This is a genomic window from Streptomyces sp. NPDC003635 (assembly GCF_053587635.1).
This window is the reverse complement of record NZ_JBSFOK010000010.1, coordinates 96,517-121,253: the sequence shown is the minus strand read 5'-3', so window position 1 is coordinate 121,253 and position 24,737 is coordinate 96,517. Positions and strand designations below refer to the sequence as shown.

Here is a 24,737-nt window from a genome sequence, read left to right as displayed (position 1 = left end):
AGGAATGGGGTGGTTCGGGAGGTGGTGCAGAGGAGAGTGCGCAACCCAAATTGGTATGGACCAACGAACCTGTCAAGGAGCCGTGCGGCAATTGGTCCATACCGGGGGACTTCTATAGGGGCAGAGCCTGACTCGCCCTCGTCTCAACGGAGTTGACGGGTGCGGGCATGGCGGGCAGGGTCTCCGTCCGCTGCTGCGGCAGCGACGCCCCGCACAACGGCCGCGGACCCGCGACCACCGTGTAGTCCTGCCCCAGGAACGGCGGCGCGACCTCCCCCGGATCCTCGCCGAGCGCCAACTGGACGGCCGCCCAAGGGGCGTTGATGCCGCACAGCGACAGCTGGTGCAGGCCGCCCGCGGGGCGCGTGTTGACGTCCATCAGCACCGGGCGGTCGCCGAACATCCGGAACTGGATGTTGGACAGGTAGTGCAGCCCGAACCCCTCGGCGATCGCACGCGCGGGCGCCAGCCACTGCTCGTGCAGCGTGAAGCCACGTCGGCGGCCGTTCTTCGTGCGGCCCACCGCCATCCGGATCCGGTTGTCGGGACCGGTGAGGCAGTCCACCGACACCTCCGGCTGCTCCAGACGCGGCATGACCAGCCAGTCGACCTCCTCCTCGGCCTGAGTGAGCGCGTCCAGCACCAGATCCAGCGGGACGTACGGGCTCGGGAAGCCGTTGAGGTGGGTGAGCGAGAAGGGGGCGCGCGTGATCACACGGAAGCCCACCCCGCCCGCCCCGGACGCCGGCTTGAAGCAGGCCTTGTGCCCGCCCGCCTCCAGCTCCTCCACCGCGGCGACCAGTTCGTCCGCGCCGCGCACCCGCCACCACGGCGGCACCGGCACCCCGATCGCCTGGACCGCCTCGTAGGCGATCACCTTGTCGTGGAAGACGGCCACCGCCTCCGGTGGCGGCGCCAGCAGCGCCGTACCGGCGGCCTCGAACTCGGCGCGGTGCGCGACCACCGCCGCCTGGTGCAGCCGGGGCACGAACACGTCGATCCCGCGCCGGGCGCACTGGTCGAGGGCGTACTCCACGTACGCGGCCGGGGACAGGCCCTCGGGCTCCAGATCGGCGGTGTCGGCGGCGGCCAGGACGGGCGAGTCGGCGTCCCCGTGCGTCGCATGGATCTCCACCGCGCGATCGCTGGGATTTCGGCGGAGCTGATCCATGAAGAACACGTTCTCCGCGTACGTGCGGTTGAGCCAGACGCGTACGCGAGAGACCATTCAGGCCGCCTTTCACGGTTCGCGGGCACGGCGAAGCAGGCCGGGCCCGGCCAAGTGGGTTGGAGGTACACCAAACCGCTCCGTGCGAAGGGAAGTTCATGGCGGTGGTGTTGGGGCGATCATACGGCCCCGCCGGGGCCTCGCGTGCAACATGCGTGTTACGGATTTCCCGATCATGCCCACCCGGATCACGCGGCCCAAGATCCCGCTCCCGACACGGCCGCGCCGGGCGCGAACCCGCCTTGTACCCGATCCGCGAATGTGTTCTCGTGGTGCTTTCCACGCACGGAGGGGGACAAGAGGTGACGTCGACGGTCGGCGGTGCCGGACAGCTGCTGGCCATCAGTGACCTGCACATCGGCTACGAAGAGAACCGCTCCTTAGTCGAGAAGATGCGCCCGGACACCGACGACGACTGGCTGGTGGTCGCCGGCGACGTCGCGGAGACCGTGGCCGACATCCGATGGGCGCTGCAAACGCTTGCCGGACGCTTCAGCAAGGTCATCTGGGCCCCGGGCAACCACGAGTTGTGGACCCACCCGAGGGACGCCGTCACACTGCGTGGCGTCGCCCGTTACGACTATCTGATCGCCCTGTGCCGGGAGCTCGGTGTGATCACACCGGAGGATCCCTACCCGGTCTGGGACGGCCCCGGCGGCCCCGTCGCCGTCGCCCCGCTCTTCCTGCTCTACGACTACTCCTTCCTGCCGGAGGGCTGCACGACCAAGGAACAGGGACTGCGGTACGCGCAGGGCACCGGGATCGTCTGCAACGACGAGTACCTGCTGCACCCCGACCCCTACCCGTCCCGCGAGGCCTGGTGCCGGGCCCGGGTCGCCGAGACCGAGCACCGCCTCGCCGCCCTGCCCGACGATCTCCCCACGGTCCTGGTCAACCACTACCCCCTCGACCGGCACCCCATGGAGGTCCTCTGGCACCCCGAGTTCGCCATGTGGTGCGGCACCGACCTCACCGCGGACTGGCACCGCAGGTTCCGGGTGGAGACCATGGTCTACGGCCACCTGCACATCCCGCGGACCACCTTCCACGACGGCGTCCGCTTCGAGGAGGTGTCGATCGGCTACCCGCGCGAGTGGCGCAAGCGCCCGGAACCGCCGGGCCGGCTGCGCCGGATACTGCCCAGGGAGGTCGGCGCCCCGTGATCGAGGAGCTGCTGCCGGACTCGGTGGTGACCGTGGAGGCGTACGGCGAGCAGGACCCGTCCGCGGTGCTCTACCCCGAGGAGGCGGCCGTCGTCGCGCGGGCGGTGGAAAAGCGCCGCCGTGAGTTCGCCGCCGTACGGGCCTGCGCCCGCCGGGCCATGGAGAAGCTCGGGGTGCCGCCCCAGCCGCTCCTGCCCGGCGACCGGGGCGCCCCGCGCTGGCCCGAGGGCATCGCCGGCAGCATGACCCACTGCGACCGCTACTGCGCCGCCGCCCTGGTCCGCGCCGCCGACCTGGCCTCCGTCGGCATCGACGCCGAACCCGGCGAGCCGCTCCCGCCCGGAGTGCTGGCCGCCGTGTCCCTGCCCGGCGAGGCCCAAAGGGTCCGGCGGCTGACGTCCGAACACCCCGGGATCCACTGGGACCGGCTGCTGTTCAGCGCCAAGGAGTCCGTCTACAAGGCGTGGTTCCCCCTCACCGGCGAGTGGCTCGAGTTCACCGAGGCCGACATCGACCTCTTCCCCCACCCAGGCGGCCGGGCCGGCGGCGGTTTCAGCGCCACGCTCCTGGTCCCCGGACCCCTGGTGGGCGGTCGGCGCGTCGAGGTCTTCGAGGGCCGCTGGACCGTCGAACGCGGCCTGGTCGCCACCGCGGTCGCCGTACCGCACGCCTGAGGCCCAAAGGCACCTCCCCGCCGCCCCGACGGGCGAGGCGCCTCGCGGCTGCTGCCCGGGGCCGGTGGCGCCTCATGGCTGATACCCGGGGGTGAGGCGCTCCACGCCGCTACGCGCCGAGGTGGCTCGTGGCTGCTACCGGGGGTGAGGCGCCTGAGGGCTGCCAAGCGGGCCGAGGCGCCGCACGGCTGCTACCCGGGACGGGGCGCTTCCCGGTTGCCAAGCGGACCGGGGCGCCGCACGGTTACTACCCAGGGGCGAGGGCGCCTCATGGCTGCCCGGTGGGACCGGGGCGCCTCACGGCTCCGGGCACCAGTGCTGCAGCAGTCCGAAGAACTCCTCCTCGTTGCCGGTGAGCCCCGCGTCCGCCAGCGCCCGCTCCGCCTCCGCGAGCACCCCGGGCGGCACCACGGGTGGTCGTTCCTCGCCCGGCGGGCCTCCGGCGGCGTCGAAGGCGGCCCGTACGGTGTGCAGCAGCCGTAGATACGCCTGCACGGCGACGCGTTCGCGGTCGGTCAGTACGGCGGTGGGCATCGGTCGGCTCTCCCCGAAGTCGGCGTCATCTGTCCCGCCCCGCAAAAGGGGGCGCACCACCAGCTTGCCGCCCACCACTGACAATCGGGTCGGACCACTCGCGGGTTCGCCCACTCAGCGCACGTCAGAAGCGCTCAGGCCTGCGGTCCCCGGTAGCCGAGCGAGGCCTCGATACGGCCCGCCAGATGGTCCTTCTGGACCGGGCCGCGCAGCGCCGAACCAGCGAGCCAAGTACGGCACTTGCTGGCCAGCAGCAGCCCGAAGCTCTCCGCCTCCTGTTCGTCCGTCAGGTCGAACCGGCTGCGCGCCGCCACCTGCCGTACCGTCGCCTCCAGCTGCGCGTCGTCCCGGAGCAGCCGGGCCGCCACCGCCGCGCCCTCGACGGGGTGGCCGTGGTGCCCCGCCTTCATGTGCCACAGCTCGTGACCGAGGATCACCAACTGATGGTCGGGCGCGGTCCGTTCCTCGATCACGACCAGGTCCTGGTCGGCCATGTCGAGCCACAGCCCGCTCGCGGTACCGGGCGGGAAGGCGGCCGTACGGAAGCGGACCGGGCGGCCGCGGCGTCTGGCCATCGCGGCGCACAGCGCGCCGTACAGGTCCGCCGGGCGCGCGGGAGCGGGGAGCTCCAGCTCGCCGACCAGTTCGCCGCACAGGCGATGCATGTCCCTACGGATGCCCACAGTCCTCTCCCGGGTCACGACTCGGGCCGCTTGACGCTCTCCAGGAGCATGTCCAGCCACTCGGCGACCTTGTCGCGGTGCTGGTCGGTGGGCAGCTGCGCGGCCCGCCAGGCGATCCCGCGCACACCGTGGTCCTGCAGCAGCCGCTCCAGGGGATCCTCGGCGGCGACGGCCGCCTCCCGCTCGGCGAGCTGCTGGAGGAGTTCCTGCTCCGTGCGCTGGAGGGCACCCGCCAGCGCCTCGGGGTCCTCAGCGGTCAGGAAACCGGCGTGCACCCGGAAGAAGCGCTGGATGGCGTCGCAGTGCTCCATCGTGGGGCGCCGGTCGCCGTTGATCAGGGCACCCGCCTGCTGCCGCGACATGCCCGCCCCGTCGGCGATCTCCTGCTGGGTGTACTTGCGCCCGTTGGGCTTGAGCCGGGTGCGCCGCAACAGGTCCAGACGCTGCAGAAAGCGCGCCTGCACATCGGGTTCGCCCGCGGGGCGGCCGCTGAGCAACGCCCTGACCACGGGTTCGGGAACACCGGAGGCGACGGACAGCCGACCGATCGCGAAGACCTCGGTGTGCGGTACGCCCAGCCGGTCGGCGAGCGCGGTCACGCGAGCGACGACGGCCGGCAGTGCCGCCGTCCCCGTGGCGCCCGGACCCTCGAAGCCACCCGTCACCGACAGAACTCCTACGTCTCTCACCGTCTTCTCACCAGCGGTCGCCTGTGAACTTCCCGGAGAGTAGCGGGTGGTTCGAACTCACATCCAGGTCTCGCCACAACTGTGGCCAATTTCAGCCGTCAACCGGCATGAAATGCCACGATAGTTGACACGCCTTGCGTCGGGGCAGCAGGATCGGGGCGCCGCGTCAAGGCCGCACAGGCAAGAGGGGTGACCTCCCGATGGCATATCAGGCAGGAGGGCAGCGATCGGCACCGCGACCCGTCCCCGAGAATCCCGAGGCCCAGGCCTACCTCCAGGACTACGCCAGCCTGCTGGAGGCCGTGTCGTTCCCCTCCGTCGTGCTCGACCACCGCTGGGACGTCGTCCTGGCCAACACCGCTTTCGCGTCACTTTTCCGTGCCGTGGGCCCGCATCCGACGGCCATGCCCGGTGACAACTTCCTGCGGTTCGTACTGTTCCACCCCGACGCCGCCACCGTCCTCGGCGACCACGAGTCCAGCTGGTGCCTGCCGATGCTGGCGAACTTCGCGGCCGCCCTGGAGGGGCTCGGCCACGACCACGGCCTGCAGTCGATCCGTCGTGACATCGCCCAGGACCCGATCATGGAGGCCGCCTACCGGCACGGCCTGCCGCACTGGATCCGCACGGTCGGTGAACAGGCCCTGGCCCACGACGGCGCCGTACGGCCGCTGCTGCACCCGGACCCGCGCTGGGGCGCCACCGACTGCCGGATCGTCGACGAGACCCCCGGTGTTCTGAAGGACCTGGGCTGCACACGGATCACGCTGGTGCTGCGCGACGCGCGCCGCACGGCCCACCCCTCGCGCCGAGCGGGGCGTCCGCGTCGCACGGCGGCCCACCTGAGCGTGGTGCCCGCCTCCGAGGCCTGACGGGCACCGTCGGCGTTCAGGTCGCCGACGGCGCCACGTCAGGCCGGGGGGCGGGGCCGCGGGCTTCCGCCTGGTCGGCCCCCCGGCCCGCATGCCGCCCGGCCGGTCAGCCCGCGAACTCGTCCATCCACGCCTCGACCTCGTCCGCGGAGCGTGGCAGCGCCGCCGACAGGTTCTCGTGACCCTCGGCCGTCACCAGTACGTCGTCCTCGATGCGCACACCGATGCCCCGCCACTCCTCGGGCACCGTCAGATCGTCGGGCTGGAAGTACAGGCCCGGCTCGACGGTCAGCACCATGCCCGGCTCCAGTACCCCGTCCACGTACTCCGTGTTCCGGGCCTGCGCGCAGTCGTGGACGTCCAGGCCGAGCATGTGCCCGGTACCGGCCATGGTGAACCGCCTCTGCAGGCCCAGCTCGTAGGCCCGCTCGGCGGGGCCCGCTATGAAGCCCCACTTCACCAGCCGGTCGGTCAGCGACCGTTGGGCCGCCTCATGGAAGTCGCGGTAGTGCGCGCCCGGCCGTACGGCCTCCATGCCCGCCTCCTGGGCCTCGAACACGGCCTCGTAGACCTCGCGTTGAAGGGGGCTGAAGGTGCCGCTGATCGGGAGGGTGCGGGTGATGTCGGCGGTGTAGAGGGTGCGTGTCTCCACGCCCGCGTCGAGCAGGAGGAGTTCACCCGGGCGGACCGGGCCGTCGTTGTCCTGCCAGTGCATGATCGTGGCGTGTTCGCCGGCCGCGCAGATCGAGCCGTAGCCGACGTCGTTGCCGTCGACCCGGGCACGGCGGAAGAAGGTGCCCTCGATCCAGCGCTCCGAGGTGGCGACCGCCTGCGACAACTCCCGGACGACATCGGTGAAGCCGCGGACCGTGGCGTCCACGGCCCGGCGCAGTTCCCCGATCTCCCAGGCGTCCTTGACCAGCCGCAGCCCCGAGACCGCCTCCTCCAGCTCCTCGTCACCCGCTTCGTCGGTGGGGACGACCGCCTCCAGCGCCGGGTCCACACCGCGGATGATCCGGGTGGGCGCGGCGGGGGCCTGGGCGAGGTCGTCGGCGATCGTGCGGATGTCGCGGCACGGCAGGCCCAGCAGCAGCTCGGACTCGGCGAGGGTGCGACGGCGGCCCATCCACAGCTCGGCGGTGTAGCCGGACCAGAACTCGTCGCTGTCCCTGCTGTCACGGGGGAGTTGGTAGCAGTGCGCGTCGTGGCCGCCGTCCGGGCGGGGCTCCAGCACCAGGGCGCCGTCCCGGGCCTGGTCGCCGGTCAGGTGCACATAGCCGGTGTACGGGCGGAACGGGTAGTGGGTGTCGTTGGAGCGCGTCTTGAGGCCTCCGGAGGGCACGACGAGGCGCTCGCCCGGGAAGAGCGCGGACAGCGCGGCGCGGCGGCGGGCCGCGTAGGGCGCCTGCTCGGTCGGCTTCAGGTCCCTGCGCTCGGTGTCGGCCCAGCCCGTGCGCATCAGCGCGGACAGTTCGTCGGAGATTCCTCGGTACAGACCGTTCTTGCGGCCCTTCGCCACGTCGGGCACCTCATTCCCTGAGTGTGGTGGCGTGTGGTGGCATTCCCACCGGCAGAAGTATGTGACATAGTACTGCCGTGAGCAAGGGACTGACCTGCGATGTCGTGGTCGTCGGCGCCGGGATGACGGGCGCCGCCTGCGCCCTGTACGCCGCCCGGGCCGGACTCGACGTCGTCGTGGTCGACCGCGGCCCGGTGGCCGGCGGTACCACCGGCGCCGGTGAGGGTAACCTCCTCGTCTCCGACAAGGAGCCGGGCGCCGAGCTGGAACTCGCGCTGCTGTCCGGCCGGCTGTGGGCCGAACTCGCGGAAGAGTGCGGACGGTTGATCGAGTACGAGGCGAAGGGCGGCGTGGTCGTCGCCTCGACCTCGGACGGGCTCGCGGCCCTGGAGCGGTTCGCCGAGGCGCAGCGTGCCGCCGGCGTCACCGCCGAGACGGTCGCAGGGGACGGGCTGTACGAGCTCGAACCCCGTCTCGCCCCCGGCCTGCCCGGTGCGGTGTTCTATCCCCAGGACCGCCAGGTCATGCCCGCGCTGGCCGCCGCCCACCTCCTTCGGGCCTCGAAAGCCCGCCTCTTCACAGGCCGGACGGTGACCGACGTCCTCACCACGTCCGACGGCGCGGTACGCGGGGTGCGCACCGACCGGGGTGAGATCCACGCCCCGGCGGTGGTGAACGCGGCCGGTACCTGGGGCGGCGAACTCGCCGCGCTCGCGGGCGTCGACCTGCCCGTCCTCCCGAGGCGCGGCTTCGTCCTGGTCACCGAACCCCTCCCACCCCTGGTCCGGCACAAGGTGTACGCCGCCGACTACGTGGCCGACGTCGCCAGTGACTCGGCCGCTCTCCAGACCTCGCCGGTGGTGGAAGGCACCGCCGCTGGACCGGTGTTGATCGGCGCGAGCCGGGAACGGGTCGGCTTCGACCGCTCCTTCTCGCTGCCGGTGGTGCGTGCCCTGGCGGAGGGGGCGACCCGGTTGTTCCCCTTTCTGGGCGGCGTCCGGGCCATGCGCACGTACCTCGGCTTCCGGCCGTACCTGCCCGACCACCTGCCCGCCATCGGGCCCGACCCGCGCGTCCCCGGCCTTCATCACGCCTGCGGGCACGAGGGCGCGGGCATCGGACTCGCCACCGGCACCGGGCACCTGATCGCGCAGGCCCTGACCGCGAAGACCCCCGACCTGGACCTGACTCCCTTCCGCCCCGACCGCTTCCCCGCCGATACCGAAGCCGATGCCGATGAGGAGATCGCGTGAAAGCCCCATGGGAGCTGGCCGACGCCCAGCCGGGCCCCTCGTTCACGGTCACCCTCGACGGCCGGGAGGTCGACGCCGTGCCCGGACAGACCGTGGCCGCCGCGCTGTGGGCGGCCGGGGTCACCTCCTGGCGCACCACGCGCGGCGAGGGCCGGCCGCGCGGCGTCTTCTGTGGCATCGGTGTCTGCTTCGACTGCCTGGTCACCGTCAACGACCGCCCCAACCAGCGCGCCTGCCTTGTGCCATTGCACCCGGGCGACGCGATCCGCACCCAGGAGGGGACAGGTCACGATGGTTGAACGACCCCATCTCACCGTCATCGGCGCGGGACCCGCGGGGCTCGCCGCGACCGTCGCCGCCGCCTCGCGCGGGGTGCGGGTCACCCTGATCGACTCGGCAGCGGAGGCCGGAGGACAGTTCTACCGGCAGCCCGCGGCCGAGCTGGGTGCCCGCCGCCCCGAGGCGCTGCACCACCAGTGGCGGACGTGGGAGCGACTGCGTGACGGCCTTCACGCCCATGTGGCCTCCCGTGCCGTGCGACATATGACAGACCACCATGTCTGGCTCGTCGAGCGCCGGGGCGCCGGATTCACCGTGCACGCCCTCCACGGACCCGAGCAGGCGGACCCCGCCGAGGTGCGCGCCGACGCCGTGCTGCTGGCCACCGGCGGCTACGAGAAGGTGCTGCCCTTCCCCGGCTGGACGCTCCCGGGTGTGGTCACGGCGGGCGGTGCCCAGGCCCTGCTCAAGGGCGGCCTCGCGGTGTCCGGCCGGACCGCCGTCGTCGCCGGGACCGGACCGCTGCTGCTTCCGGTGGCGACCGGGCTCGCGGCGGCCGGTGTCGGGGTGGCCGCGCTCGTGGACTCGGCCGACCCCCTGGCCTTCGTACGCCGGTCCCGCGCACTCCTCGCCGAGCCCGGCAAGGTCGTCGAAGGCGCCGGGTACGCGGCCCGCCTGCTCCGGCACCGGGTGCGGACCCTCGCCCGGCACACCGTGGTCGAGGCGCACGGCACCGAGCGGCTCGAGGCGGTCACGGTGGCCGCGCTCGACGGCGACGGGCGGGTCAGGCCCGGCACCCTCCGCCGTATCCCGTGCGACACCCTCGCCGTCGGCCACGGCATGTTGCCCCACACCGACCTCGCCGAGACTCTTGGCTGCCGCCTCGACGGACTCGCCGTGCACGTCGACGCCGAGCAGCGCACCGATGTGCCCGGCGTCTGGGCCGCGGGGGAGACCACCGGCATCGGTGGCGCCGCTCTCTCCCTGGCCGAGGGACATGTCGCGGGCCGGTCCGCCGCCGCCCGTCTGCACGGCACCGCACCCGACCCGCGCGCCTGGGCGCCGGCCGCGAGAACGCGGGCCCGGTTGCGGGAGTTCTTCGCCGCGCTGGACACCGTCTACGCCCCGCCCGCCGAGTGGACCTCGCTGATCACCGACGACACCGTGGTGTGCCGGTGCGAGGAGGTCACCGGTGGGGCCGTCCGCGAGGCCGTCGAGGAGTTGGGCGCCGGTGACGCGCGCACCGCGAAGCTGCTGACCCGGGCCGGAATGGGCTGGTGCCAGGGACGGGTGTGCGGACCGGCGGTCGCGGGGCTCGCCGGGTGCGCGCTCACGCCGTCGCGGCGGCCGTTCGCGCGGCCCGTGCCGCTCGGGGTACTGGCGCGGGCCGGGGAGGCCGACGGCGACTGACCTTTCACCCCTCCCTTTTCCGGACAGTAAAATGTCACACTCCATCGAGGTGAGCACCGTATGACCACGATCGACCACCGCCCCTGGCGCGGCGTCCTCGTCGCCACCGCCCTGCCGCTGCGCGAGGATCTCTCCGTCGACCACGAGGCGTACGCCGAGCACTGCGTCTGGCTCGTCGAGAACGGCTGTGACGGCGTCGTGCCGAACGGCTCGCTCGGCGAGTACCAGGTCCTCACCCCCGAGGAGCGCGCCAAGGTCGTCGAGACCGCCGTGGCCGCCGTCGGCGGCCGGCGCGTGATGCCCGGCGTCGCCGCCTACGGTTCCGCCGAGGCCCGCCGCTGGGCCGAGCAGGCACGCGAGGCGGGCTGCGCCTCCGTGATGCTGCTGCCGCCCAACGCCTACCGCGCCGACCGGCGTTCGGTGCTGTCGCACTACGCCGAGGTCGCGAAGGCGGGCCTGCCCGTCGTGGCGTACAACAACCCCATCGACACCAAGGTCGACCTGGTCCCGGAGCTCCTCGCCGAGTTGCACGCCGAGGGGTATGTCCACGCGGTGAAGGAGTTCTCCGGCGACGTCCGCCGCGCCTACCGCATCGCCGAACTCGCCCCCGAACTCGACTTGTTGGTCGGCGCCGACGACGTCCTGCTGGAACTGGCGCTGGCCGGCGCCAAGGGCTGGGTGGCGGGCTACCCGAACGCGCTGCCGCGCGCGAGCGTGGAGTTGTACCGCGCCGCCGTCGCCGGGGACCTGGAGACCGCCAGGAAGCTGTACGCGCGACTGCACCCGCTGCTGCGCTGGGACTCCCAGGTCGAGTTCGTGCAGGCCATCAAGTTGTCCATGGACATCGTCGGCCGGTACGGCGGTCCCGTGCGCCCGCCGCGTGTCCCGTTGCTGCCCGAGCAGGAGGCGGCCGTCCGGGCCGCCACGGAGCAGGCCGTCGCGGCCGGATTGGCGTAGGGGCCATGCGCAGCCAACTCGTCCTGCACGCCGTCGACTCGCACACCGAGGGCATGCCCACCCGGGTGATCACCGGTGGGATCGGGACCGTCCCGGGCGCCACCATGAACGAGCGGCGGCTGTACTTCCGTGAGCACCGCGACCACATCAGGCAGTTCCTGATGAACGAGCCGCGCGGGCACTCCGCGATGAGCGGCGCGATCCTCCAGCCGCCCACCCGACCCGACTGCGACTGGGGCGTGCTCTACATCGAGGTCTCCGGGTATCTGCCGATGTGCGGGCACGGCACGATCGGCGTGGCGACCGTGCTGGTGGAGACCGGCATGGTCGAGGTCGTCGAGCCGGTCACCACCATCCGGCTCGACACCCCGGCGGGGCTGGTCGTCGCCGAGGTGGCGGTGGAGGGCGGGGCCGCGAAGGCGGTCACGCTGCAGAACGTGCCGTCCTTCGCCGTGGCCCTCGACCGCAAGATCACACTGCCCGACGGGCGCACGGTGACATATGACCTGGCCTACGGCGGCAACTTCTACGCCATCCTGCCGCTGGAGGAGTTCGGCCTGCCCTTCGACCGCACCCGCAAGGACGACATCCTGAAGGCGGGGCTGTCCCTCATGGGGGCGATCAACGCGGAGGCAGAACCGGTCCACCCCGAGGATCCCTCCATCCGCGGCTGCCACCACGTCCACCTGTACGCGCCCGGCGCGACGGCACGCCACTCACGGCACGTTATGGCTATCCACCCGGGCTGGTTCGACCGCTCGCCCTGCGGCACCGGCACCAGCGCGCGCATGGCACAGTTGCACGCGCGCGGCGAGCTGCCGCCGCATACCGAGTTCGTCAACGAGTCCTTCATCGGCACCCGGTTCACCGGCCGGCTGCTCGGTACCACCGAGGTCGCCGGTCACCCAGCCGTCCTGCCCAGCTTCACCGGCCGGGCCTGGATCACCGGGACCGCGCAGTACCTGCTCGACCCGGACGATCCGTTCCCGGCCGGATTCGTCCTGTAGGCCGGGGCGATAATGGTGGGTGACGCGTGACATTGCATTGGCCCGCCCGAGCCTTCCGGCATCGCATTCCCTAGGAGACCGCTCTATGCCCGCCCAGTCCGTCGGCGCCCCTTCCCTGCCCACGCTGGGCGGCAAGAAGCCCAGCTACCGCGAGCGGGTCGCCGACGCCCTGCGGGCCGCACTGATCGCGGGCGAGCTGCTTCCGGGCGAGGTGTACTCGGCACCGACGCTGGCCGCGCGCTTCGGCGTCTCGGCGACCCCGGTGCGCGAGGCCATGCTCGACCTCGCCAAGGAGGGCCTGGTCGACACCGTGCCCAACAAGGGCTTCCGGGTCACCGAGGTCTCCGAGAAGCAGCTCGACGAGTACAAGCACATCCGCGCGCTGATCGAGATCCCCACGGTGGTGGCGCTGGCCCGTACCGCCGACCCGGTGTCGCTGGAGGCGCTGCGCCCGGCCGCCCGCGAGATCGTGCAGGCCGCGGCGGCCGGTGACCTCATCGCGTACGTCGAGGCCGACACCCGCTTCCACCTCGGCCTGCTGGCCCTCGCCGGCAACGCGCATCTCGTCGAGGTCGTCGCCGACCTGCGCAGCCGCTCCCGCCTCTACGGGCTCACCGCGCTGGTGCAGGCGGGCCGTCTGCTCGCCTCCGCCGAGGAGCACCTGGAGCTCCTGGACGCGCTGCTGGCCCGCGAAGAGCGCGCGGTGCACGAGGTCATGACCCGGCACCTGGGCCATGTCCGGGGGCTGTGGGCGGCGCAGTAGGCCACCGCGCACGGTGCGGTGCGGGCACGGCCCGCGCGGGCATCCTTCAGTGCGGCGGAGGCGTGTCCGACTTCGTGAGCGGTGTCCCGCGCTTCGCCGCCTGGATCTGCTCGTACACATGGGTCCTCAGCTCGGCGAAGCGCGGGGCCACCCGGGTGTGCAGCTGGTCCCGCTCGTCGGGCAGATCGACCTTCAGCTGCTCCTGGACGACCGTGGGGGAGGCGGACAGGACGACCACCCGCTCGCCGAGGTACACGGCCTCGTCGATGTCGTGGGTGACGAACAGGATCGTGATGCCCCGCTCCCGCCAGAGCCGCCGGACCAGGTCCTCCAGATCGGCGCGGGTCTGCGCGTCGACCGCGGCGAACGGTTCGTCCATCAGCAGCACCCGCGGCTCGTAGGCCAGCGCGCGGGCGATGGCGACCCGCTGCTGCATGCCGCCGGACAGCTGCCAGGGATACGCTCCACCGGCGTCCGCCAGGCCCACCGAATCCAGCGCGTCCCGCACCAGCTCCCGGCGCCGGGTCTTGTCCAAGTCCTTCTGTTTCAGCGGAAGTTCGACGTTCTCCCCGACGCGCATCCAAGGGAACAGGCTGCGGCCGTACTCCTGGAACACGAACGCCATGCCGGGCGGCGGCCCGGTCACCTTGCGTCCCTCCAGAAGCACCTCGCCGCCCGAAGGCGCCAGCAGGCCGCCCATGCACTTCAGCAGGGTGGTCTTGCCGCAGCCCGACGGGCCGACGAGACAGACGAGTTCGCCCGCGTCGACGGAGAAGGTCAGATCGCGCACCGCCTCCACGCGCCGCCCTGATCCCTCGTACACCTTCCGCAGGCCACGGACGTCGAGCATGGGTTGCCCTTTCAGGAGGCTCACGGGGACCGCCGGGTGGAGGCGCGCAGGCCGTGGTACCAGCCGAGGACACGCCGTTCGACGAGTTGGAACACGACGGAGAGCAGGAAGCCGAGCAGCCCCAGGACCAGGATGCCGGTCCACATGTCGGGGATCGCGAAGCTGCGCTGGAACTGCACGACGGTGAAGCCGATGCCGTTGCTGGCGGCGAACATCTCGCTGATGACCATCAGGATGATCCCGACGGACAGCGCCTGGCGCAGCCCCGCGAAGATCTGCGGGCTCGCCGAGCGCAGCACCAGATGCCGGAACCGGGCCGGGCCCCTGATGCCGTACGACCGTGCCGTCTCGGTCATCACCGGGTCCACCGCCCGTACGCCCTCGACGGTGTTGAGCAGGATCGGCCAGACGCAGCCGCTCGCGATCACCGTCACCTTCATGGTGTCGCCGATGCCCGCGAACAGCATGATGACCGGTACCAGCACCGGTGGCGGCACCGCCCGCAGGAACTCCAGGACCGGCTCGCACACCGCCCGCACCCGGCGGTAGGAGCCGATCACCGTGCCGAGTCCCACACCCACCACGGCCGCGAGGGCGTAACCCCCGGTCAGGCGCAGCACGCTGGGCAGCACGTCGTCCCCCAGCCGGTCGCCGGTCCAGACGTCGGGGAAGGTCTCCAGGATCGTGCGCAGGGGCGGCCAGTACACGTCCGTGCTGTCGTCGGAGGCCACCCACCAGACGGTGAAGAGCACCGCCGGCAGGGCGAACACGAAGGCCAGACGCAGCAGCAGCAGTCTCACACCGCCACCTCCCCGCGCACCGACTGATGCCAGGCCAGCGCCCACCGCTCCACCGTCCGCGCACCCACGTTGATCAGCAGCCCCAGCAGCCCGGTGACCACGATCAGCGCGTACATCTCCGGCACCGCCTGCGAGTTCTGCGCGATCGCGATCCGAGCCCCCAACCCAGGTGCCCCGATGACGAGTTCGGCGGTGATGGCGAGGATCAGCGCGACCGCCGCCGCCAGCCGGACCCCGGTCATGACGTACGGCAGCGCGGTGGGCCACAGCACATGCCGGATCCGCGCCCAGGTGCCGAGACCGTAGGACCGCGCCGTCTCGTCGGCGACCGGGTCGACGTCCTGGACGCCGTAGAGGACCTGGATCAGTACCTGCCAGAAGGAGGCGTAGACGACCAGCAGGAGGACCGAGCGCAGTTCGGTGCCGTAGAGGAGGACCGCGAGCGGGATCAGGGCGACCGAGGGGATCGGGCGCAGGAACTCGATCGTGGAGGCGGTGAACGCGCGGAGGTACGGCACCACCGAGATCACCACGCCCGCCGCGATCGCGGCGCAGGAGGCGATCGCCAGACCCAGCGCCCAGCCGGTGAGGGTATCGCCGAGGGCCGACCAGAAGGCGGAGTCGGCGAGTTCGGTGGCGAACGCGTCGGCGATCTCGCTGGTCGGCGGGAAGTAGGCCTCCTTGACCAGGCCGAGCCGCGGCACGACCTCGCCCAGGGTGAGGAAGACCGCGAGCCCGGCCGCGCCGAGTACGACGTTCAGGCCCTTCACGAGAGCAGCTTGTCCAGGTCCGGGGTGGCCTTGAACAGCCCGTCCCGCTCGCCGAGTCGCATGAGCTTCTCGATGGAGGCGCGGTTCGGTTCGGCCGGCCACTTCGGCAGGGTGACCTGCTCCAGCACCGTGGCCGGGATCTTGGTGTACGAGGTGACGATCTGCCGGACCTCGTCGGGGTGGGCGTCGGCGTAGGCCAGGGACTCGGCGGTGGCGTCCTGGAACTTCTTCACCACCTCCGGGTTCTCCCGCGCGTACTGGTCGGAGGTGAAGTACATGGCGACCGTGAGGTCCTGGGCCACGTCGACGAGGGACGAGGCGATCTCGGCGCCGCCCTGGCTCTTGACGGTGGCGAGCGCGGGTTCGACGACCATCGCCGCGTCGATCCGGCCGGCGTCGAGGGCGGCGGGCATCTGGTCGAAGGCGAGCTCGACGAACTGCACCTCGTCGGGGTCGCCGCCGGCCTTGCGCACGGACTCGCGTACGGCGGTCTCGTTGATGTTCTTCAGCGTGTTGACGGCGACCTTCTTGCCCTCGAGCTCCTTCGGCGACTTGATCGCGCTGTCCTTCTTCACGGTGAGCGCGCCGAAGTCCTCGCCGTCCTCGCCGGTCGAGGCGATCCCGTTCGCGATGGCCTTCACGGGAACGCTGTTCGACTGGGCGATCATCAGTGAGGTCATGTTGCTGAACCCGAACTGGTACTGCCCGCTGACGACGGCGGGCACGATCGCCGCGCCGCCCTGAGCGGTCGTCAACTTCAGTTTCAGGCCGTGCTTTTCGTAGAAGCCCTTCTTCTGACCGAGGTAGACGGGCGCGACGTCGACGATGGGGATCAGCCCCACGGTGACCGTGGTGACGCCACCCGAGGACCCCGCCCCGTCCGACGAACCACCGTCGTCGGACGAGCCGCAGGCCGTCAGGGCGAACAGGAAAGTGCCGGCCGTGAGACCGGCGAGCAGACGACGCATGACTCCTCCTGTGCAGACAACGGTGTTCCGACAGGCTGTGCGTTGACCGCACAGTAGTGCTCAACTGCGCACAGCGGGAAGGTAGGGCTCGGCACCGATCAGGTCAACCAGTTTCGCTGACAAAATTGTTGACACACCAGGAGGCGACCATGCCCGAGCCGGACCGCGCACGCCATTTCGTGAACTCCTTCGCGCACGGCCTCGCCGTCGTCCGGTCCTTCGACGCCGAGCACCCCACCCGGACGCTCAGTGAGGTCGCCCGCCACTGCGGACTGACCCGCGCCGCGGCCCGGCGGCTGCTGCTGACCCTGGCCGACCTCGGCTATGTCCACCAGGACGGACGCCAGTTCAGGCTCACCCCGCGGGTGCTGGAACTCGGCTACTCCTACCTCTCCAGCTTCACCCTGCCCGAGCTGGCCGAACCCCATCTGGAACAACTGGTGGGCCGGATAAGGGAGTCGTCCTCGCTCTGTGTGCTGGACGGCGACGACATCGTCTATGTGGCCCGCGTGCCCACCACGCGCATCATGACCGCGGCCATCACCGTCGGCACCCGCTTCCCCGCCCATGTCACCTCGGTGGGCCGGGTGATCCTGGCGCATCTGGGGGAGGAGGAGATCGAGACCCGTCTGGCCCGGGCCGACCTGAGCCCGCTGACCCCGCGCACCCTGACCGACCCGGACGCCTTGCGGGGCGAGCTGCGCCGGGTGCGCCGCCAGGGCTACGCGATCGTCGACCAGGAACTGGAGCTCGGGCTGCGCTCGATCGCCGCCCCGGTCCGGGACCGGAGCGGCGAGGTGACGGCGGCGGTGAACATCGCGGTGCACGCGGGCCGCAACTCCCTGGAATCCGTGCGCCGTGACCTGCTGCCGCCACTGCTCGACACGGTCGCCCGGATCGAGGCCGACCTGAGGGTCACAGGTCCAGCACGAGCCTCTTCCCCCGGCACCGGGACACACAGATGAGCATGGTCTCCCCGGCCGCCCGCTCGGCCTCGGTCAGGACCGAGTCCCGGTGGTCCGGGGTGCCCTCGAGGACATCGGTTTCACAAGTGCCGCAGGTGCCCTCGGTGCAGGAGTGGAGCACCTCGACACCGGCGGCGCGCACGGCGTCGAGCACGGAGACCCCGGGAGGGACGGTGAGGGTGCGACCGCTGCGGTCGAGGACGACCTCGAACTCGGCTTCCTGGTGGAGCTGTCGCTGCTTCGGAGCGAACCGCTCGACGTGCAGCACCCCGGCCGGGCATCGCTCTTCCACCGCGTCCAGGAGCGGCCCTGGTCCACAGCAGTAGACGAGGGTGCCGTCCCGGAGGTCGTCCAGGACGGACAGGTCCAGCGGCCCGGCCTCGTCCTGCGGCGTGAGCGTCACCCGGTCGCCGTGGCGGCGGAGTTCTTCCGTGAACGCCATGGAGGCGCGGCTGCGACCGCCGTACAACAGTCTCCATTCGGCGCCCCCCGCCTCGGCGGCGGCGAGCATGGGCAGGATCGGGGTGATGCCGATACCCCCGGCGAGGAAGAGGTAGCGGGGTGCGGGGACAAGCCCGAAATGATTGCGCGGACCGCGCACGTCGACCTCGCGCCCTGTCTCCAACTCCTCGTGCACGAAGGCGGATCCACCCCGACCGTCCGGCTCCCGCAGCACCGCGATCCGCCAGGCGGAGCGGTCGGCGGGGTCTCCGCACAGGGAGTACTGGCGCTCCAGGCCCGGGGCGAGCAGGAGGTCGACGTGGGCGCCGGGTTCCCAGGCGGGGAGCGGTCCGCCGAGAGGATTCCGCAGGGTGATCACGACCACCCCGTCGGCGGCGAACTGCCGTTCCTGGACGACGAGTTCGTTCATGGCGTGTGCCCCTCGGGATGGGCGAGCATCCACTCCCACATCGCGTTGGGGTCCTCGGCGGTGTGCTCGGCGCCGCAGTGGCAGGTGCCGTGCAGGACGTCGGTGCCCGGAACCCAGTCGATGCGGTAGATCTCGCCGGTCGGCGCGGTCACAGGACCTTCTCCACGGGCTTGTCGCCCTCCTCGACCAGCCGGGCGAGGATGCGGCGAGCGGCCAGACCGCCGGTGTCGATGTTGATGCTCAGCTCCTGATAGCCGTGCCGTTCGGTGCCGAGGGCGCGCTGGAGGAGGTTGAGCGCGGTGACGTCCTGCATGACGACGGTGTGGTTGTTGCTCCGCAGGAACTCGGTGACCTCGGCGTCCTCGGTCGCCCAGTCCCGGGACACGGCCCAGAAGTCGTACACCTTGCCGTCGCCGGAGGGGGTGATGGCGTACGTGATCTCGGTGTGGAACCCGCCCGGATCGCTGCCGTCCGCCTTCGGGACCACCCCGACCGGCGCGACCCTGCTGTGCAGCAGGTACAGACAGGGCGCGTGGTACTCGATGTCCTGCCAGCGCATGATCCGGCCCTCGATGCCGGTCGACTTCGCGTAGAACGGCGGGCATTCGGCGTCGTCCATGTGCCGGCTCACCCGCACGATCCCGGCGCCCTCGTCGACCTCCGTGGTGATCGGCGTCTCGGCGACCTCGGGGGTGCCGATGTAACCGCCGTGCAGGTACGTCTCGTGGGACAGGTCGAGGAGGTTGTCGACGAGGAGGCCGTAGTCGCAGTCGATGGGCTCCATGCCGCGGACGGTGGTCCAGCCGGGGGCGTCGAGGTGCCGGGCGCGCGGAATGCTCCGCGGGTCGGCGAGGGCGGGATCCCCGATCCACACCCACACCAGCGAGTCCTGCTCGACGACGGGGTAGGAGGCGACGCGCGCGGTCCGGGGGACGCGTTTCTGTCCCGGCACGTACACACACGTCCCGGTCGTGTCGTACGTGAACCCGTGGTACCCGCACACGATCCGGTCCCCGTCCAGCCGCGTCGGCGCCTCGGACAGCGGATACCGACGGTGCACACACCGGTCGTGCAGCGCGACGGCCGTCCCGTCCTCCTCGGTCCGGTAGAAGACGAGCGGCTCCCCGAGAACCGTCCGGCCGAGCAACTCCCGCCCGACTTCGTGGCTGTAGGCGGCGACGTACCACTGGTTCCTGGCGAACGCGGTCAGGTGGGGCATGGCGGCTGGCTCCCGTCTGTGGGTCGTGGCGACATCGTCGGGACGGGCCTCGCGCTGGCGCAACACTCCTTCCGTCTCGCGGAAGGCTCTCCTGGTGGCGCCTTGCGATGTGAAGCGCTTCGACAGCCAAACCTCTTGTCTCGTAGGGGACAGCTCACTACCTTGCCTGGTGCAGTTGAAGCGCTTCGACTAGCCGTCCAGAAACGGGCTATGCCATGACCAGGTTTCACCTCAGCAGACGCTCCGCCTACGCCCGTACCGACATCGGCGGCGCCTGTCGCTGGGACGACCACGACGACCGGCATCAGTGGGGTTGGATCGAGGCGGGCATGGTCGGTGATGCGCGTGTGTACGGGCGGGGTGTGCAGTATGGGGATCCCGTCTGATGCCCGGTCTGATCGACGCCACTCGGGGCCGCCTGCTGTTCGGCGGTGACTACAACCCCGAGCAGTGGCCGGAGGAGGTCTGGCACGAGGACGTCCGGCTGATGAAGGAGGCCGGGGTCAACTCGGTCACCCTCGGCGTCTTCTCCTGGGCGAAGCTCGAACCCGTGCCGGGAGCACGGGAGTTCGGCTGGCTGGACCGGGTCATGGACCTGATGCACGAGAGCGGCGTCGGTGTCGTCCTCGCCACCCCGACCGCCTCGCCCCCGCCCTGGATGGGCCGGCTGCACCCCGACACCCTGCCCGTCACCGAGGACGGCCGCACCGAGTGGTGGGGCGGCCGGCAGCACTTCTCGCACTCCAGCGGCACCTACCGGCGCTACGCCGCCGCCATCACCGAGGACCTGGCCGCCCGTTACGGCGACCACCCGGCCCTGACGATGTGGCACATCAACAACGAGTACTGCACCTTCGACCACGGCGACGAGGCCGCGGCCGCGTTCCGCCGCTGGCTGCGCGAGAGATACGGCACCCTCGACGCCCTCAACTCCGCCTGGGGCACCGCCTTCTGGAGCCAGGGCTACGACACCTGGGACGGCATCCTGCCGCCCCGCCTGCCGCACTACCTGCGCAACCCCACCCAGGTGCTGGACTTCAGGCGCTTCACCTCCGACGCGCTCCTGGAGTGCTTCCGCGCCGAGCGGGACATCGTCCGCCGCCACTGCCCGCACCTGCCGGTCACCACCAACTTCATGCCCCTGTTCACCGGCGTGGACGCCTGGCGCTGGGCCGAGGAGGAGGACGTCGTCTCCGTCGACCTCTACCCCGACCCGAGCGATCCGCTCGGCGCCCAGGAGGGTGCCCTGGTGCAGGACATGACCCGCTCCCAGGCGCGCGGCCCGTGGCTGCTCATGGAGCAGGCGGCGGGGCCGGTCAACTGGCGGGGCGTGAACCACCCCAAGCCCCGCGGACTCAACCGGCTGTGGTCCCTCCAGGCCGTGGCCCGTGGCGCCGACGCCGTCTGCTACTTCCAGTGGCGGCAGTCCCGGCAGGGCGCGGAGAAGTTCCACTCCGGCATGGTCGGTCACGCGGGGGAGGGGGGCCGCACGTACCAGGAGGTCAAGCGGCTCGGCGCCGACCTCGCACGGATCGCCCCGGAGGTGTCGGGCGGCCACAGCACCGCCCAGGTGGCCGTCCTGCACGACTGGCACTCCTGGTGGGCCGGCGCCCACGACGGCCGCCTGTCCACCCAGGTCGACTACCCGGACGTCCTCAGGGCCTGGCACCGCGCGCTGTGGCAGTCCCACCTCACCACCGACTTCGCCCACCCCGAGCACGACCTGACGCCGTACGCGATGGTCGCCGTGCCACAGCTGTACGCGCTCACCGACACCGCGGTCGAGAACCTCCTCGCCTACGTCCGCCAGGGCGGCACCCTCGTGTGCGGCTTCCAGACCGGCGTGGCCGACGAGGACGACCGGGTGCGCCCCGGCGGCATGGACCCGCGGCTTCGGGAGCTGTTCGGCATCCGCACACTGCACGAGTGGTGGCCGCTGGAGGCGGGGGAGACCGTCGCCTGCGCGGGCTTCACGGGCGCCCTGTGGTCCGAGGAGCTGGAGGGCGACGGCACCGCCGCCGAGACCGTGCCGTACCAGGGCGGCGAACTGGACGGGCGGCCCGCGCTCCTGCGCAAGGGCCGGGCCTGGTACGTCTCCACGCTCCCGGAGCCGCGTGCCTTGCGCGCTCTCCTGACCCGGATCGCGGACGGTGCCGGAGTCCGGCCGGTACTCGCCGGTCTCCCGGACCAGGTCGAGGCCGTACGCCGGGGCGAGGCGCTGTTCGTGCTCAACCACGGTCGGGAGCCGGTCACCGTCGAGGTCCCCGGCATCCACCGCGACCTGCTCACCGGCGAGACGGTCACCGGCCGGCTCACCCTGGACCGTTACGGCGTGAGTGTCCTGCGGCCCTGACAACTCCCCTGCCCCTCCCGCACACTTGACCCCGAAGGCACGACGGGGGAGGCGACACGGTATGCAGGTGAAGCTGCGGCTGATCGACGAGACGGGTGCGGGGGCTACGGGGGCCGAACTCGTGGCCCTGCGCAAGCAACTGACGGCACGGCCCGAGCTGCGCGGCCATGTGGAGGTCGTGCCGGCCGAAGCGGAGGAAGGCGAGATGGGTGGCGGCCTGGAGCTGCTGCTCATCGGGCTCGGCAGCGGAGGCGCGGTCACCGCGCTCATCACCACGCTGCCCGCCCTGCTGTCGGCCCGGCGGTCGCCCACCTCCGTGGAGATCACCCTGGCCGACGGCCGAAGCGCCAAGGTCACCGCGGACTCCGTCGAGGACGCCCGGACGTTGCTGGAGGAGGCCTTCCGCGACCACCTGAACCCACCGCGGCCGTGACGCCGCGACTGCCGGACCCCCGGGGGTCCCGGGCGGTCCTGATCGGCACGTCCATCTACGCCACCCCGGACCTCAAGCCGCTCCTGGCCGTGCGCAACAACCTCGAGGTGCTGTCCGAGCTGCTCACCGCGGACACGGGCGCGTTCCTGCCGGGCCGGTGCACGGTCGTGCAGGACTCGACCGACCCGCGCGGAGTGTGCCGCACGATCCGGGAGGCCGCGGCGGACGCCCCGGACACGCTGCTCGTGTACTTCTCCGGGCACGGCATCCTCAACCACGACTACAGCGAGCTGCACCTGGCGCTCAGCGGGGCCGACCAGAACGACCTGCGCTGGACGACCGTGCCGTTCCAGGCCATCCGCGAGATCTTCGAGACCGCGCCCTGCCGCAACAAGATCCTCATCCTGGACTGCTGTCAGAGCGGGTGGGTGCTGGACGCGATGATGGGCGACGCGGAGGGGGCGCAGACGCGGCTGGACATCCGGGGGACGTATCTCCTGACGTCCTCGTCCGGGGACCTGAAGTCGTACGCGCCGCCTGCGGATCGCTACACCGCCTTTACCGGCGAGCTGATCCAGTTGCTGCGGGACGGTGTGCCCGGCGGCCCCGAACTGCTGCCGCTGAGCGCGCTGTTCGAGCCGCTGGCGGCCGCGCTGGAGGCGCGTTCCATGCCGCGTCCTCAGCAGCAGGGGTCGGACGGGCACGCGTCGTTGGCGCTGGTGCGGAACCGGGCGGCGGGCAAGGGCGAAGCCGTCGACCGGCCCGTGGTCGTGAAGGACGCGGGCCCGGTCTCCGTGACACGGTTGCGGCCCCAGGTCTGGCACCGGCGCCTCATGGAGGGGGCGATCGTCGTCCCGGCGTTGTTCGCCATCCTCTGGGTCTTCGCGCGGTTCGGACCGAAGGACGGGGAGCCCTCGGGGCCGGGCACCGCGGCCGGCACCGCCCTGATCGGGGTGCTCGTGGCGGTGATCCTGCTCTTCGGCACGGTGGGCCGCGTCAGTCCCAGTGGCTATACCCTGGCCGTCGGCCCGGACGGGATCGAGGTCCGGTACGGCAAGGACCACCACTTCTACTACCCCTGGCACCGGGTCAGCCGGGTGTGGGTCGTCGCCCGTCCGGGCGGACGGCTGCGCGGCCCTCGGTACACCCTGATGCTGCGTCCCAAGCCGGGGGTCCTGATCAAGACCGCCAGGCGTGGCGCGCCCGGCCCGAGGCCGGACCTTGCGACGGGCGCACTTCGCTTCGCACGCCTGACACACCTCGACTCACCGCCCACCGTGGTGGAGAGAGCCCTCTCCCAGGCCGCGGGATCGGCGTGGACCCCCAGCAGCGGCCCGCTCGGGCAGGCCCCGCCGGACGAGGACGGCGCGACGGTCCTGTCCGCGGACAGGGGGTTCCTCGTCGTCACGGCCCTCGTCGCCGCGGCGCTCGCCTATCTGGGCTTCCCACAGGAGATGCAGGCCGATCCCGTCCGCCTCTGGCTCGCCGTCCCGTCCTTGTTCTGGTCGTCCGCCGCCTGCGCGGTGGCGTGGCTCGCCCTCGCGCGGCTCGTACACCCGGTCCGTCTGGTGATCAGCGCGGCCGGCCTGACGCTCACCCGCGCGGACACCGAAATCGTCTACGCCTGGACCGAGATCGAGCGGATCGGCATCGCGCACTGGCGCCAAGGCACGGACAGACTGGGCCTGTTGGCCTTGCGTCCGGTCGAGCGCGCCCGCGAACCGGGCGATCGCGGAGCGAGACGACTACCCGGACTCGGTGACGGGTTCGTCACTCTGTGCGCCATTCCCGAAGTAAGCCTGGATCCGGACGAGTTGCGCACCGCGCTCGCCCGCTTCGCCGCCCCCGACCAGCTCGCCCCGCCGGGAAACCGGTGGTTGAAGGCCGCGCCCGCCGAGGCCGTCCCGTCCGATGGAGGGACCACGTTCGAAGGCCGCAGATCCCAAGGCGCCGCGACGGCCCTCGGCGCCGTGCTCATCGCGCCGCTGGTCGCCTTCATCCTCTCGACCGACGACCGGGATGTGCCGATCCTCCTGGCAATGCTCCAGGACTTCGTCCTCGCCCCGCTCCCTTTCTTCGGTTTCGCCTTCTACTTCCTGACGGGCCGCCACCGTGTGACGCTTCACGTCGGCGCCACCGGACTCACCCTCACCCTCTCCGGAGCGCGCCCGCGCAGCCTGCGCATCCCCTGGGGCGACATAGAAAGCGTCGGCATCATCGCCGCCCAACACCCCGCCACCCGGAACTCCTTGGTGATGTGGCTCAGACCCGGTGCTCGGCCGCCCCGTTCCGTCTGGTGGCCCTACCGGCAGGAGTACGGCGGCCTCCGTCTGATCTCCCTCGAGGGAAGCCGCCTCGACGCCACCCCCGAGGAACTCGACCGAGCCCTCGCCCACCACGCCGGCGGCCGGCACTCCCGGATCCAGCGACTGACGCATCCCAGCCACTGACACCACCCGTACCGATGACTTTCACAC

The 24,737-nt window shown here is 71.6% G+C and carries 26 protein-coding genes; 14 read left to right on the top strand and 12 right to left on the bottom strand.

What is annotated here, in order from left to right; genetic code table 11:
• Positions 1 to 112: 112 nt before the first annotated feature.
• Positions 113 to 1,228, bottom strand: a complete 1,116-nt coding sequence (locus ACWDRW_RS12710) for an ATP-grasp domain-containing protein (RefSeq protein WP_451722583.1) — start codon at positions 1,226 to 1,228, stop codon at positions 113 to 115.
• 302 nt (positions 1,229 to 1,530) lie between these two features.
• On the opposite strand from ACWDRW_RS12710, the gene ACWDRW_RS12705 reads away from it, so the two are divergent.
• Together ACWDRW_RS12705 and ACWDRW_RS12700 are read left to right on the top strand one after the other, a co-directional pair.
• Complete coding sequence (locus ACWDRW_RS12705) at positions 1,531 to 2,391, top strand: metallophosphoesterase family protein (RefSeq protein ID WP_451722582.1); 861 nt, start codon at positions 1,531 to 1,533, stop codon at positions 2,389 to 2,391.
• On the top strand, positions 2,388 to 3,065 hold the full coding sequence (locus tag ACWDRW_RS12700) for a 4'-phosphopantetheinyl transferase family protein (protein WP_451722581.1): 678 nt from the start codon (positions 2,388 to 2,390) through the stop codon (positions 3,063 to 3,065). The genes ACWDRW_RS12705 and ACWDRW_RS12700 overlap by 4 nt, the downstream gene beginning before the upstream one ends.
• Before the next feature lie 297 nt (positions 3,066 to 3,362).
• On the opposite strand, the gene ACWDRW_RS12695 is transcribed toward ACWDRW_RS12700, so the two are convergent.
• The 3 genes from ACWDRW_RS12695 to ACWDRW_RS12685 form a co-directional block, all read right to left on the bottom strand.
• Positions 3,363 to 3,599, bottom strand: coding sequence for a hypothetical protein (locus ACWDRW_RS12695; protein ID WP_451722580.1), 237 nt, complete (start codon positions 3,597 to 3,599; stop codon positions 3,363 to 3,365).
• Positions 3,600 to 3,733: 134 nt separating this feature from the next.
• The gene (locus ACWDRW_RS12690) at positions 3,734 to 4,264 is read right to left on the bottom strand and encodes a toxin-antitoxin system, toxin component (RefSeq protein ID WP_451722701.1); all 531 of its coding nucleotides are present in this window, start codon (positions 4,262 to 4,264) and stop codon (positions 3,734 to 3,736) included.
• A gap of 32 nt (positions 4,265 to 4,296) precedes the next feature.
• On the bottom strand, positions 4,297 to 4,947 hold the full coding sequence (locus ACWDRW_RS12685) for a helix-turn-helix domain-containing protein (protein ID WP_451722579.1): 651 nt from the start codon (positions 4,945 to 4,947) through the stop codon (positions 4,297 to 4,299).
• Positions 4,948 to 5,171: 224 nt separating this feature from the next.
• On the opposite strand from ACWDRW_RS12685, the gene ACWDRW_RS12680 reads away from it, so the two are divergent.
• A complete protein-coding gene (locus tag ACWDRW_RS12680) occupies positions 5,172 to 5,843 on the top strand; it encodes an MmyB family transcriptional regulator (RefSeq protein ID WP_451722578.1) in 672 nt (223 codons plus the stop codon).
• A gap of 106 nt (positions 5,844 to 5,949) precedes the next feature.
• On the opposite strand, the gene ACWDRW_RS12675 is transcribed toward ACWDRW_RS12680, so the two are convergent.
• Positions 5,950 to 7,362, bottom strand: coding sequence for an aminopeptidase P family protein (locus ACWDRW_RS12675; protein ID WP_451722577.1), 1,413 nt, complete (start codon positions 7,360 to 7,362; stop codon positions 5,950 to 5,952).
• 77 nt (positions 7,363 to 7,439) lie between these two features.
• Between ACWDRW_RS12675 and ACWDRW_RS12670 the strand changes: the two genes are divergently transcribed.
• From ACWDRW_RS12670 to ACWDRW_RS12645, 6 genes are all read left to right on the top strand, one after another.
• Entirely contained in the window at positions 7,440 to 8,615 is a 1,176-nt protein-coding gene (locus ACWDRW_RS12670; RefSeq protein ID WP_451722575.1) for an NAD(P)/FAD-dependent oxidoreductase, read from the top strand.
• Positions 8,612 to 8,914, top strand: coding sequence for a (2Fe-2S)-binding protein (locus tag ACWDRW_RS12665; RefSeq protein ID WP_451722573.1), 303 nt, complete (start codon positions 8,612 to 8,614; stop codon positions 8,912 to 8,914). Before ACWDRW_RS12670 ends, ACWDRW_RS12665 begins: the two co-directional genes overlap by 4 nt.
• Positions 8,907 to 10,304, top strand: a complete 1,398-nt coding sequence (locus ACWDRW_RS12660) for an FAD-dependent oxidoreductase (RefSeq protein ID WP_451722571.1) — start codon at positions 8,907 to 8,909, stop codon at positions 10,302 to 10,304. Before ACWDRW_RS12665 ends, ACWDRW_RS12660 begins: the two co-directional genes overlap by 8 nt.
• 60 nt (positions 10,305 to 10,364) lie before the next feature.
• A complete protein-coding gene (locus tag ACWDRW_RS12655) occupies positions 10,365 to 11,261 on the top strand; it encodes a dihydrodipicolinate synthase family protein (protein ID WP_451722569.1) in 897 nt (298 codons plus the stop codon).
• 5 nt (positions 11,262 to 11,266) lie between these two features.
• A complete protein-coding gene (locus tag ACWDRW_RS12650) occupies positions 11,267 to 12,268 on the top strand; it encodes a proline racemase family protein (RefSeq protein WP_451722567.1) in 1,002 nt (333 codons plus the stop codon).
• Between the two features lie 85 nt (positions 12,269 to 12,353).
• On the top strand, positions 12,354 to 13,031 hold the full coding sequence (locus ACWDRW_RS12645) for a GntR family transcriptional regulator (RefSeq protein WP_451722566.1): 678 nt from the start codon (positions 12,354 to 12,356) through the stop codon (positions 13,029 to 13,031).
• A 46-nt stretch (positions 13,032 to 13,077) separates the two neighbouring features.
• Here ACWDRW_RS12645 and ACWDRW_RS12640 read toward each other — a convergent pair whose 3' ends face one another.
• Genes ACWDRW_RS12640 through ACWDRW_RS12625 form a run of 4 tightly spaced genes read right to left on the bottom strand, consistent with a single transcriptional unit; the run spans position 13,078 to position 16,419 of the window.
• Positions 13,078 to 13,881 (bottom strand): ABC transporter ATP-binding protein, encoded by an 804-nt coding sequence (locus ACWDRW_RS12640; protein ID WP_451722564.1) that lies wholly within the window; start codon positions 13,879 to 13,881, stop codon positions 13,078 to 13,080.
• Between the two features lie 20 nt (positions 13,882 to 13,901).
• The gene (locus ACWDRW_RS12635; RefSeq protein WP_451722563.1) at positions 13,902 to 14,681 is read right to left on the bottom strand and encodes an ABC transporter permease; all 780 of its coding nucleotides are present in this window, start codon (positions 14,679 to 14,681) and stop codon (positions 13,902 to 13,904) included.
• Positions 14,678 to 15,451 (bottom strand): ABC transporter permease, encoded by a 774-nt coding sequence (locus ACWDRW_RS12630; protein ID WP_451722561.1) that lies wholly within the window; start codon positions 15,449 to 15,451, stop codon positions 14,678 to 14,680. The genes ACWDRW_RS12635 and ACWDRW_RS12630 overlap by 4 nt, the downstream gene beginning before the upstream one ends.
• On the bottom strand, positions 15,448 to 16,419 hold the full coding sequence (locus ACWDRW_RS12625; protein WP_451722559.1) for an ABC transporter substrate-binding protein: 972 nt from the start codon (positions 16,417 to 16,419) through the stop codon (positions 15,448 to 15,450). Before ACWDRW_RS12625 ends, ACWDRW_RS12630 begins: the two co-directional genes overlap by 4 nt.
• Positions 16,420 to 16,568: 149 nt before the next feature.
• On the opposite strand from ACWDRW_RS12625, the gene ACWDRW_RS12620 reads away from it, so the two are divergent.
• Entirely contained in the window at positions 16,569 to 17,384 is an 816-nt protein-coding gene (locus ACWDRW_RS12620) for an IclR family transcriptional regulator domain-containing protein (protein ID WP_451722558.1), read from the top strand.
• Here the strand turns inward: ACWDRW_RS12620 and ACWDRW_RS12615 are convergent.
• Genes ACWDRW_RS12615 through ACWDRW_RS12605 form a run of 3 tightly spaced genes read right to left on the bottom strand, consistent with a single transcriptional unit; the run spans position 17,335 to position 19,474 of the window.
• Entirely contained in the window at positions 17,335 to 18,255 is a 921-nt protein-coding gene (locus ACWDRW_RS12615; RefSeq protein ID WP_451722557.1) for a PDR/VanB family oxidoreductase, read from the bottom strand. The two genes, ACWDRW_RS12620 and ACWDRW_RS12615, sit on opposite strands and share 50 nt — an antisense overlap.
• Entirely contained in the window at positions 18,252 to 18,407 is a 156-nt protein-coding gene (locus ACWDRW_RS12610) for a hypothetical protein (protein WP_451722555.1), read from the bottom strand. Before ACWDRW_RS12610 ends, ACWDRW_RS12615 begins: the two co-directional genes overlap by 4 nt.
• Positions 18,404 to 19,474, bottom strand: a complete 1,071-nt coding sequence (locus ACWDRW_RS12605; RefSeq protein WP_451722554.1) for a Rieske 2Fe-2S domain-containing protein — start codon at positions 19,472 to 19,474, stop codon at positions 18,404 to 18,406. The genes ACWDRW_RS12610 and ACWDRW_RS12605 overlap by 4 nt, the downstream gene beginning before the upstream one ends.
• Before the next feature lie 215 nt (positions 19,475 to 19,689).
• Here ACWDRW_RS12605 and ACWDRW_RS12600 point away from each other — a divergent pair, with 215 nt between their 5' ends.
• The 4 genes from ACWDRW_RS12600 (at position 19,690) to ACWDRW_RS12585 (ending at position 24,710) form a co-directional block, all read left to right on the top strand.
• The gene (locus ACWDRW_RS12600; RefSeq protein WP_451722552.1) at positions 19,690 to 19,860 is read left to right on the top strand and encodes a hypothetical protein; all 171 of its coding nucleotides are present in this window, start codon (positions 19,690 to 19,692) and stop codon (positions 19,858 to 19,860) included.
• Complete coding sequence (locus ACWDRW_RS12595; protein ID WP_451722551.1) at positions 19,860 to 21,827, top strand: beta-galactosidase; 1,968 nt, start codon at positions 19,860 to 19,862, stop codon at positions 21,825 to 21,827. Before ACWDRW_RS12600 ends, ACWDRW_RS12595 begins: the two co-directional genes overlap by 1 nt.
• Positions 21,828 to 21,888: 61 nt before the next feature.
• Positions 21,889 to 22,260: an effector-associated constant component EACC1 gene (locus ACWDRW_RS12590; protein ID WP_451722549.1), complete on the top strand. Its 372-nt coding sequence runs from the start codon at positions 21,889 to 21,891 to the stop codon at positions 22,258 to 22,260.
• Positions 22,257 to 24,710 (top strand): caspase, EACC1-associated type, encoded by a 2,454-nt coding sequence (locus tag ACWDRW_RS12585; protein ID WP_451722547.1) that lies wholly within the window; start codon positions 22,257 to 22,259, stop codon positions 24,708 to 24,710. The genes ACWDRW_RS12590 and ACWDRW_RS12585 overlap by 4 nt, the downstream gene beginning before the upstream one ends.
• Positions 24,711 to 24,737: the final 27 nt, after the last annotated feature.

Excerpts from the sequence above, each read along its gene's own strand:
- ACWDRW_RS12680 (WP_451722578.1), top strand. The coding sequence starts at position 5,172 with ATGGCATATCAGGCAGGAGGGCAGCGATCGGCACCGCGACCCGTCCCC.
- ACWDRW_RS12605 (WP_451722554.1), bottom strand. The coding sequence starts at position 19,474 with ATGCCCCACCTGACCGCGTTCGCCAGGAACCAGTGGTACGTCGCCGCC.
- ACWDRW_RS12595 (WP_451722551.1), top strand. The coding sequence starts at position 19,860 with ATGCCCGGTCTGATCGACGCCACTCGGGGCCGCCTGCTGTTCGGCGGT.
- ACWDRW_RS12640 (WP_451722564.1), bottom strand. The coding sequence starts at position 13,881 with ATGCTCGACGTCCGTGGCCTGCGGAAGGTGTACGAGGGATCAGGGCGG.
- ACWDRW_RS12690 (WP_451722701.1), bottom strand. The coding sequence starts at position 4,264 with ATGCATCGCCTGTGCGGCGAACTGGTCGGCGAGCTGGAGCTCCCCGCT.
- ACWDRW_RS12645 (WP_451722566.1), top strand. The coding sequence starts at position 12,354 with ATGCCCGCCCAGTCCGTCGGCGCCCCTTCCCTGCCCACGCTGGGCGGC.
- ACWDRW_RS12660 (WP_451722571.1), top strand. The coding sequence starts at position 8,907 with ATGGTTGAACGACCCCATCTCACCGTCATCGGCGCGGGACCCGCGGGG.
- ACWDRW_RS12695 (WP_451722580.1), bottom strand. The coding sequence starts at position 3,599 with ATGCCCACCGCCGTACTGACCGACCGCGAACGCGTCGCCGTGCAGGCG.
- ACWDRW_RS12620 (WP_451722558.1), top strand. The coding sequence starts at position 16,569 with ATGCCCGAGCCGGACCGCGCACGCCATTTCGTGAACTCCTTCGCGCAC.
- ACWDRW_RS12650 (WP_451722567.1), top strand. The coding sequence starts at position 11,267 with ATGCGCAGCCAACTCGTCCTGCACGCCGTCGACTCGCACACCGAGGGC.
- ACWDRW_RS12590 (WP_451722549.1), top strand. The coding sequence starts at position 21,889 with ATGCAGGTGAAGCTGCGGCTGATCGACGAGACGGGTGCGGGGGCTACG.
- ACWDRW_RS12710 (WP_451722583.1), bottom strand. The coding sequence starts at position 1,228 with ATGGTCTCTCGCGTACGCGTCTGGCTCAACCGCACGTACGCGGAGAAC.
- ACWDRW_RS12655 (WP_451722569.1), top strand. The coding sequence starts at position 10,365 with ATGACCACGATCGACCACCGCCCCTGGCGCGGCGTCCTCGTCGCCACC.
- ACWDRW_RS12625 (WP_451722559.1), bottom strand. The coding sequence starts at position 16,419 with ATGCGTCGTCTGCTCGCCGGTCTCACGGCCGGCACTTTCCTGTTCGCC.
- ACWDRW_RS12600 (WP_451722552.1), top strand. The coding sequence starts at position 19,690 with ATGACCAGGTTTCACCTCAGCAGACGCTCCGCCTACGCCCGTACCGAC.
- ACWDRW_RS12615 (WP_451722557.1), bottom strand. The coding sequence starts at position 18,255 with ATGAACGAACTCGTCGTCCAGGAACGGCAGTTCGCCGCCGACGGGGTG.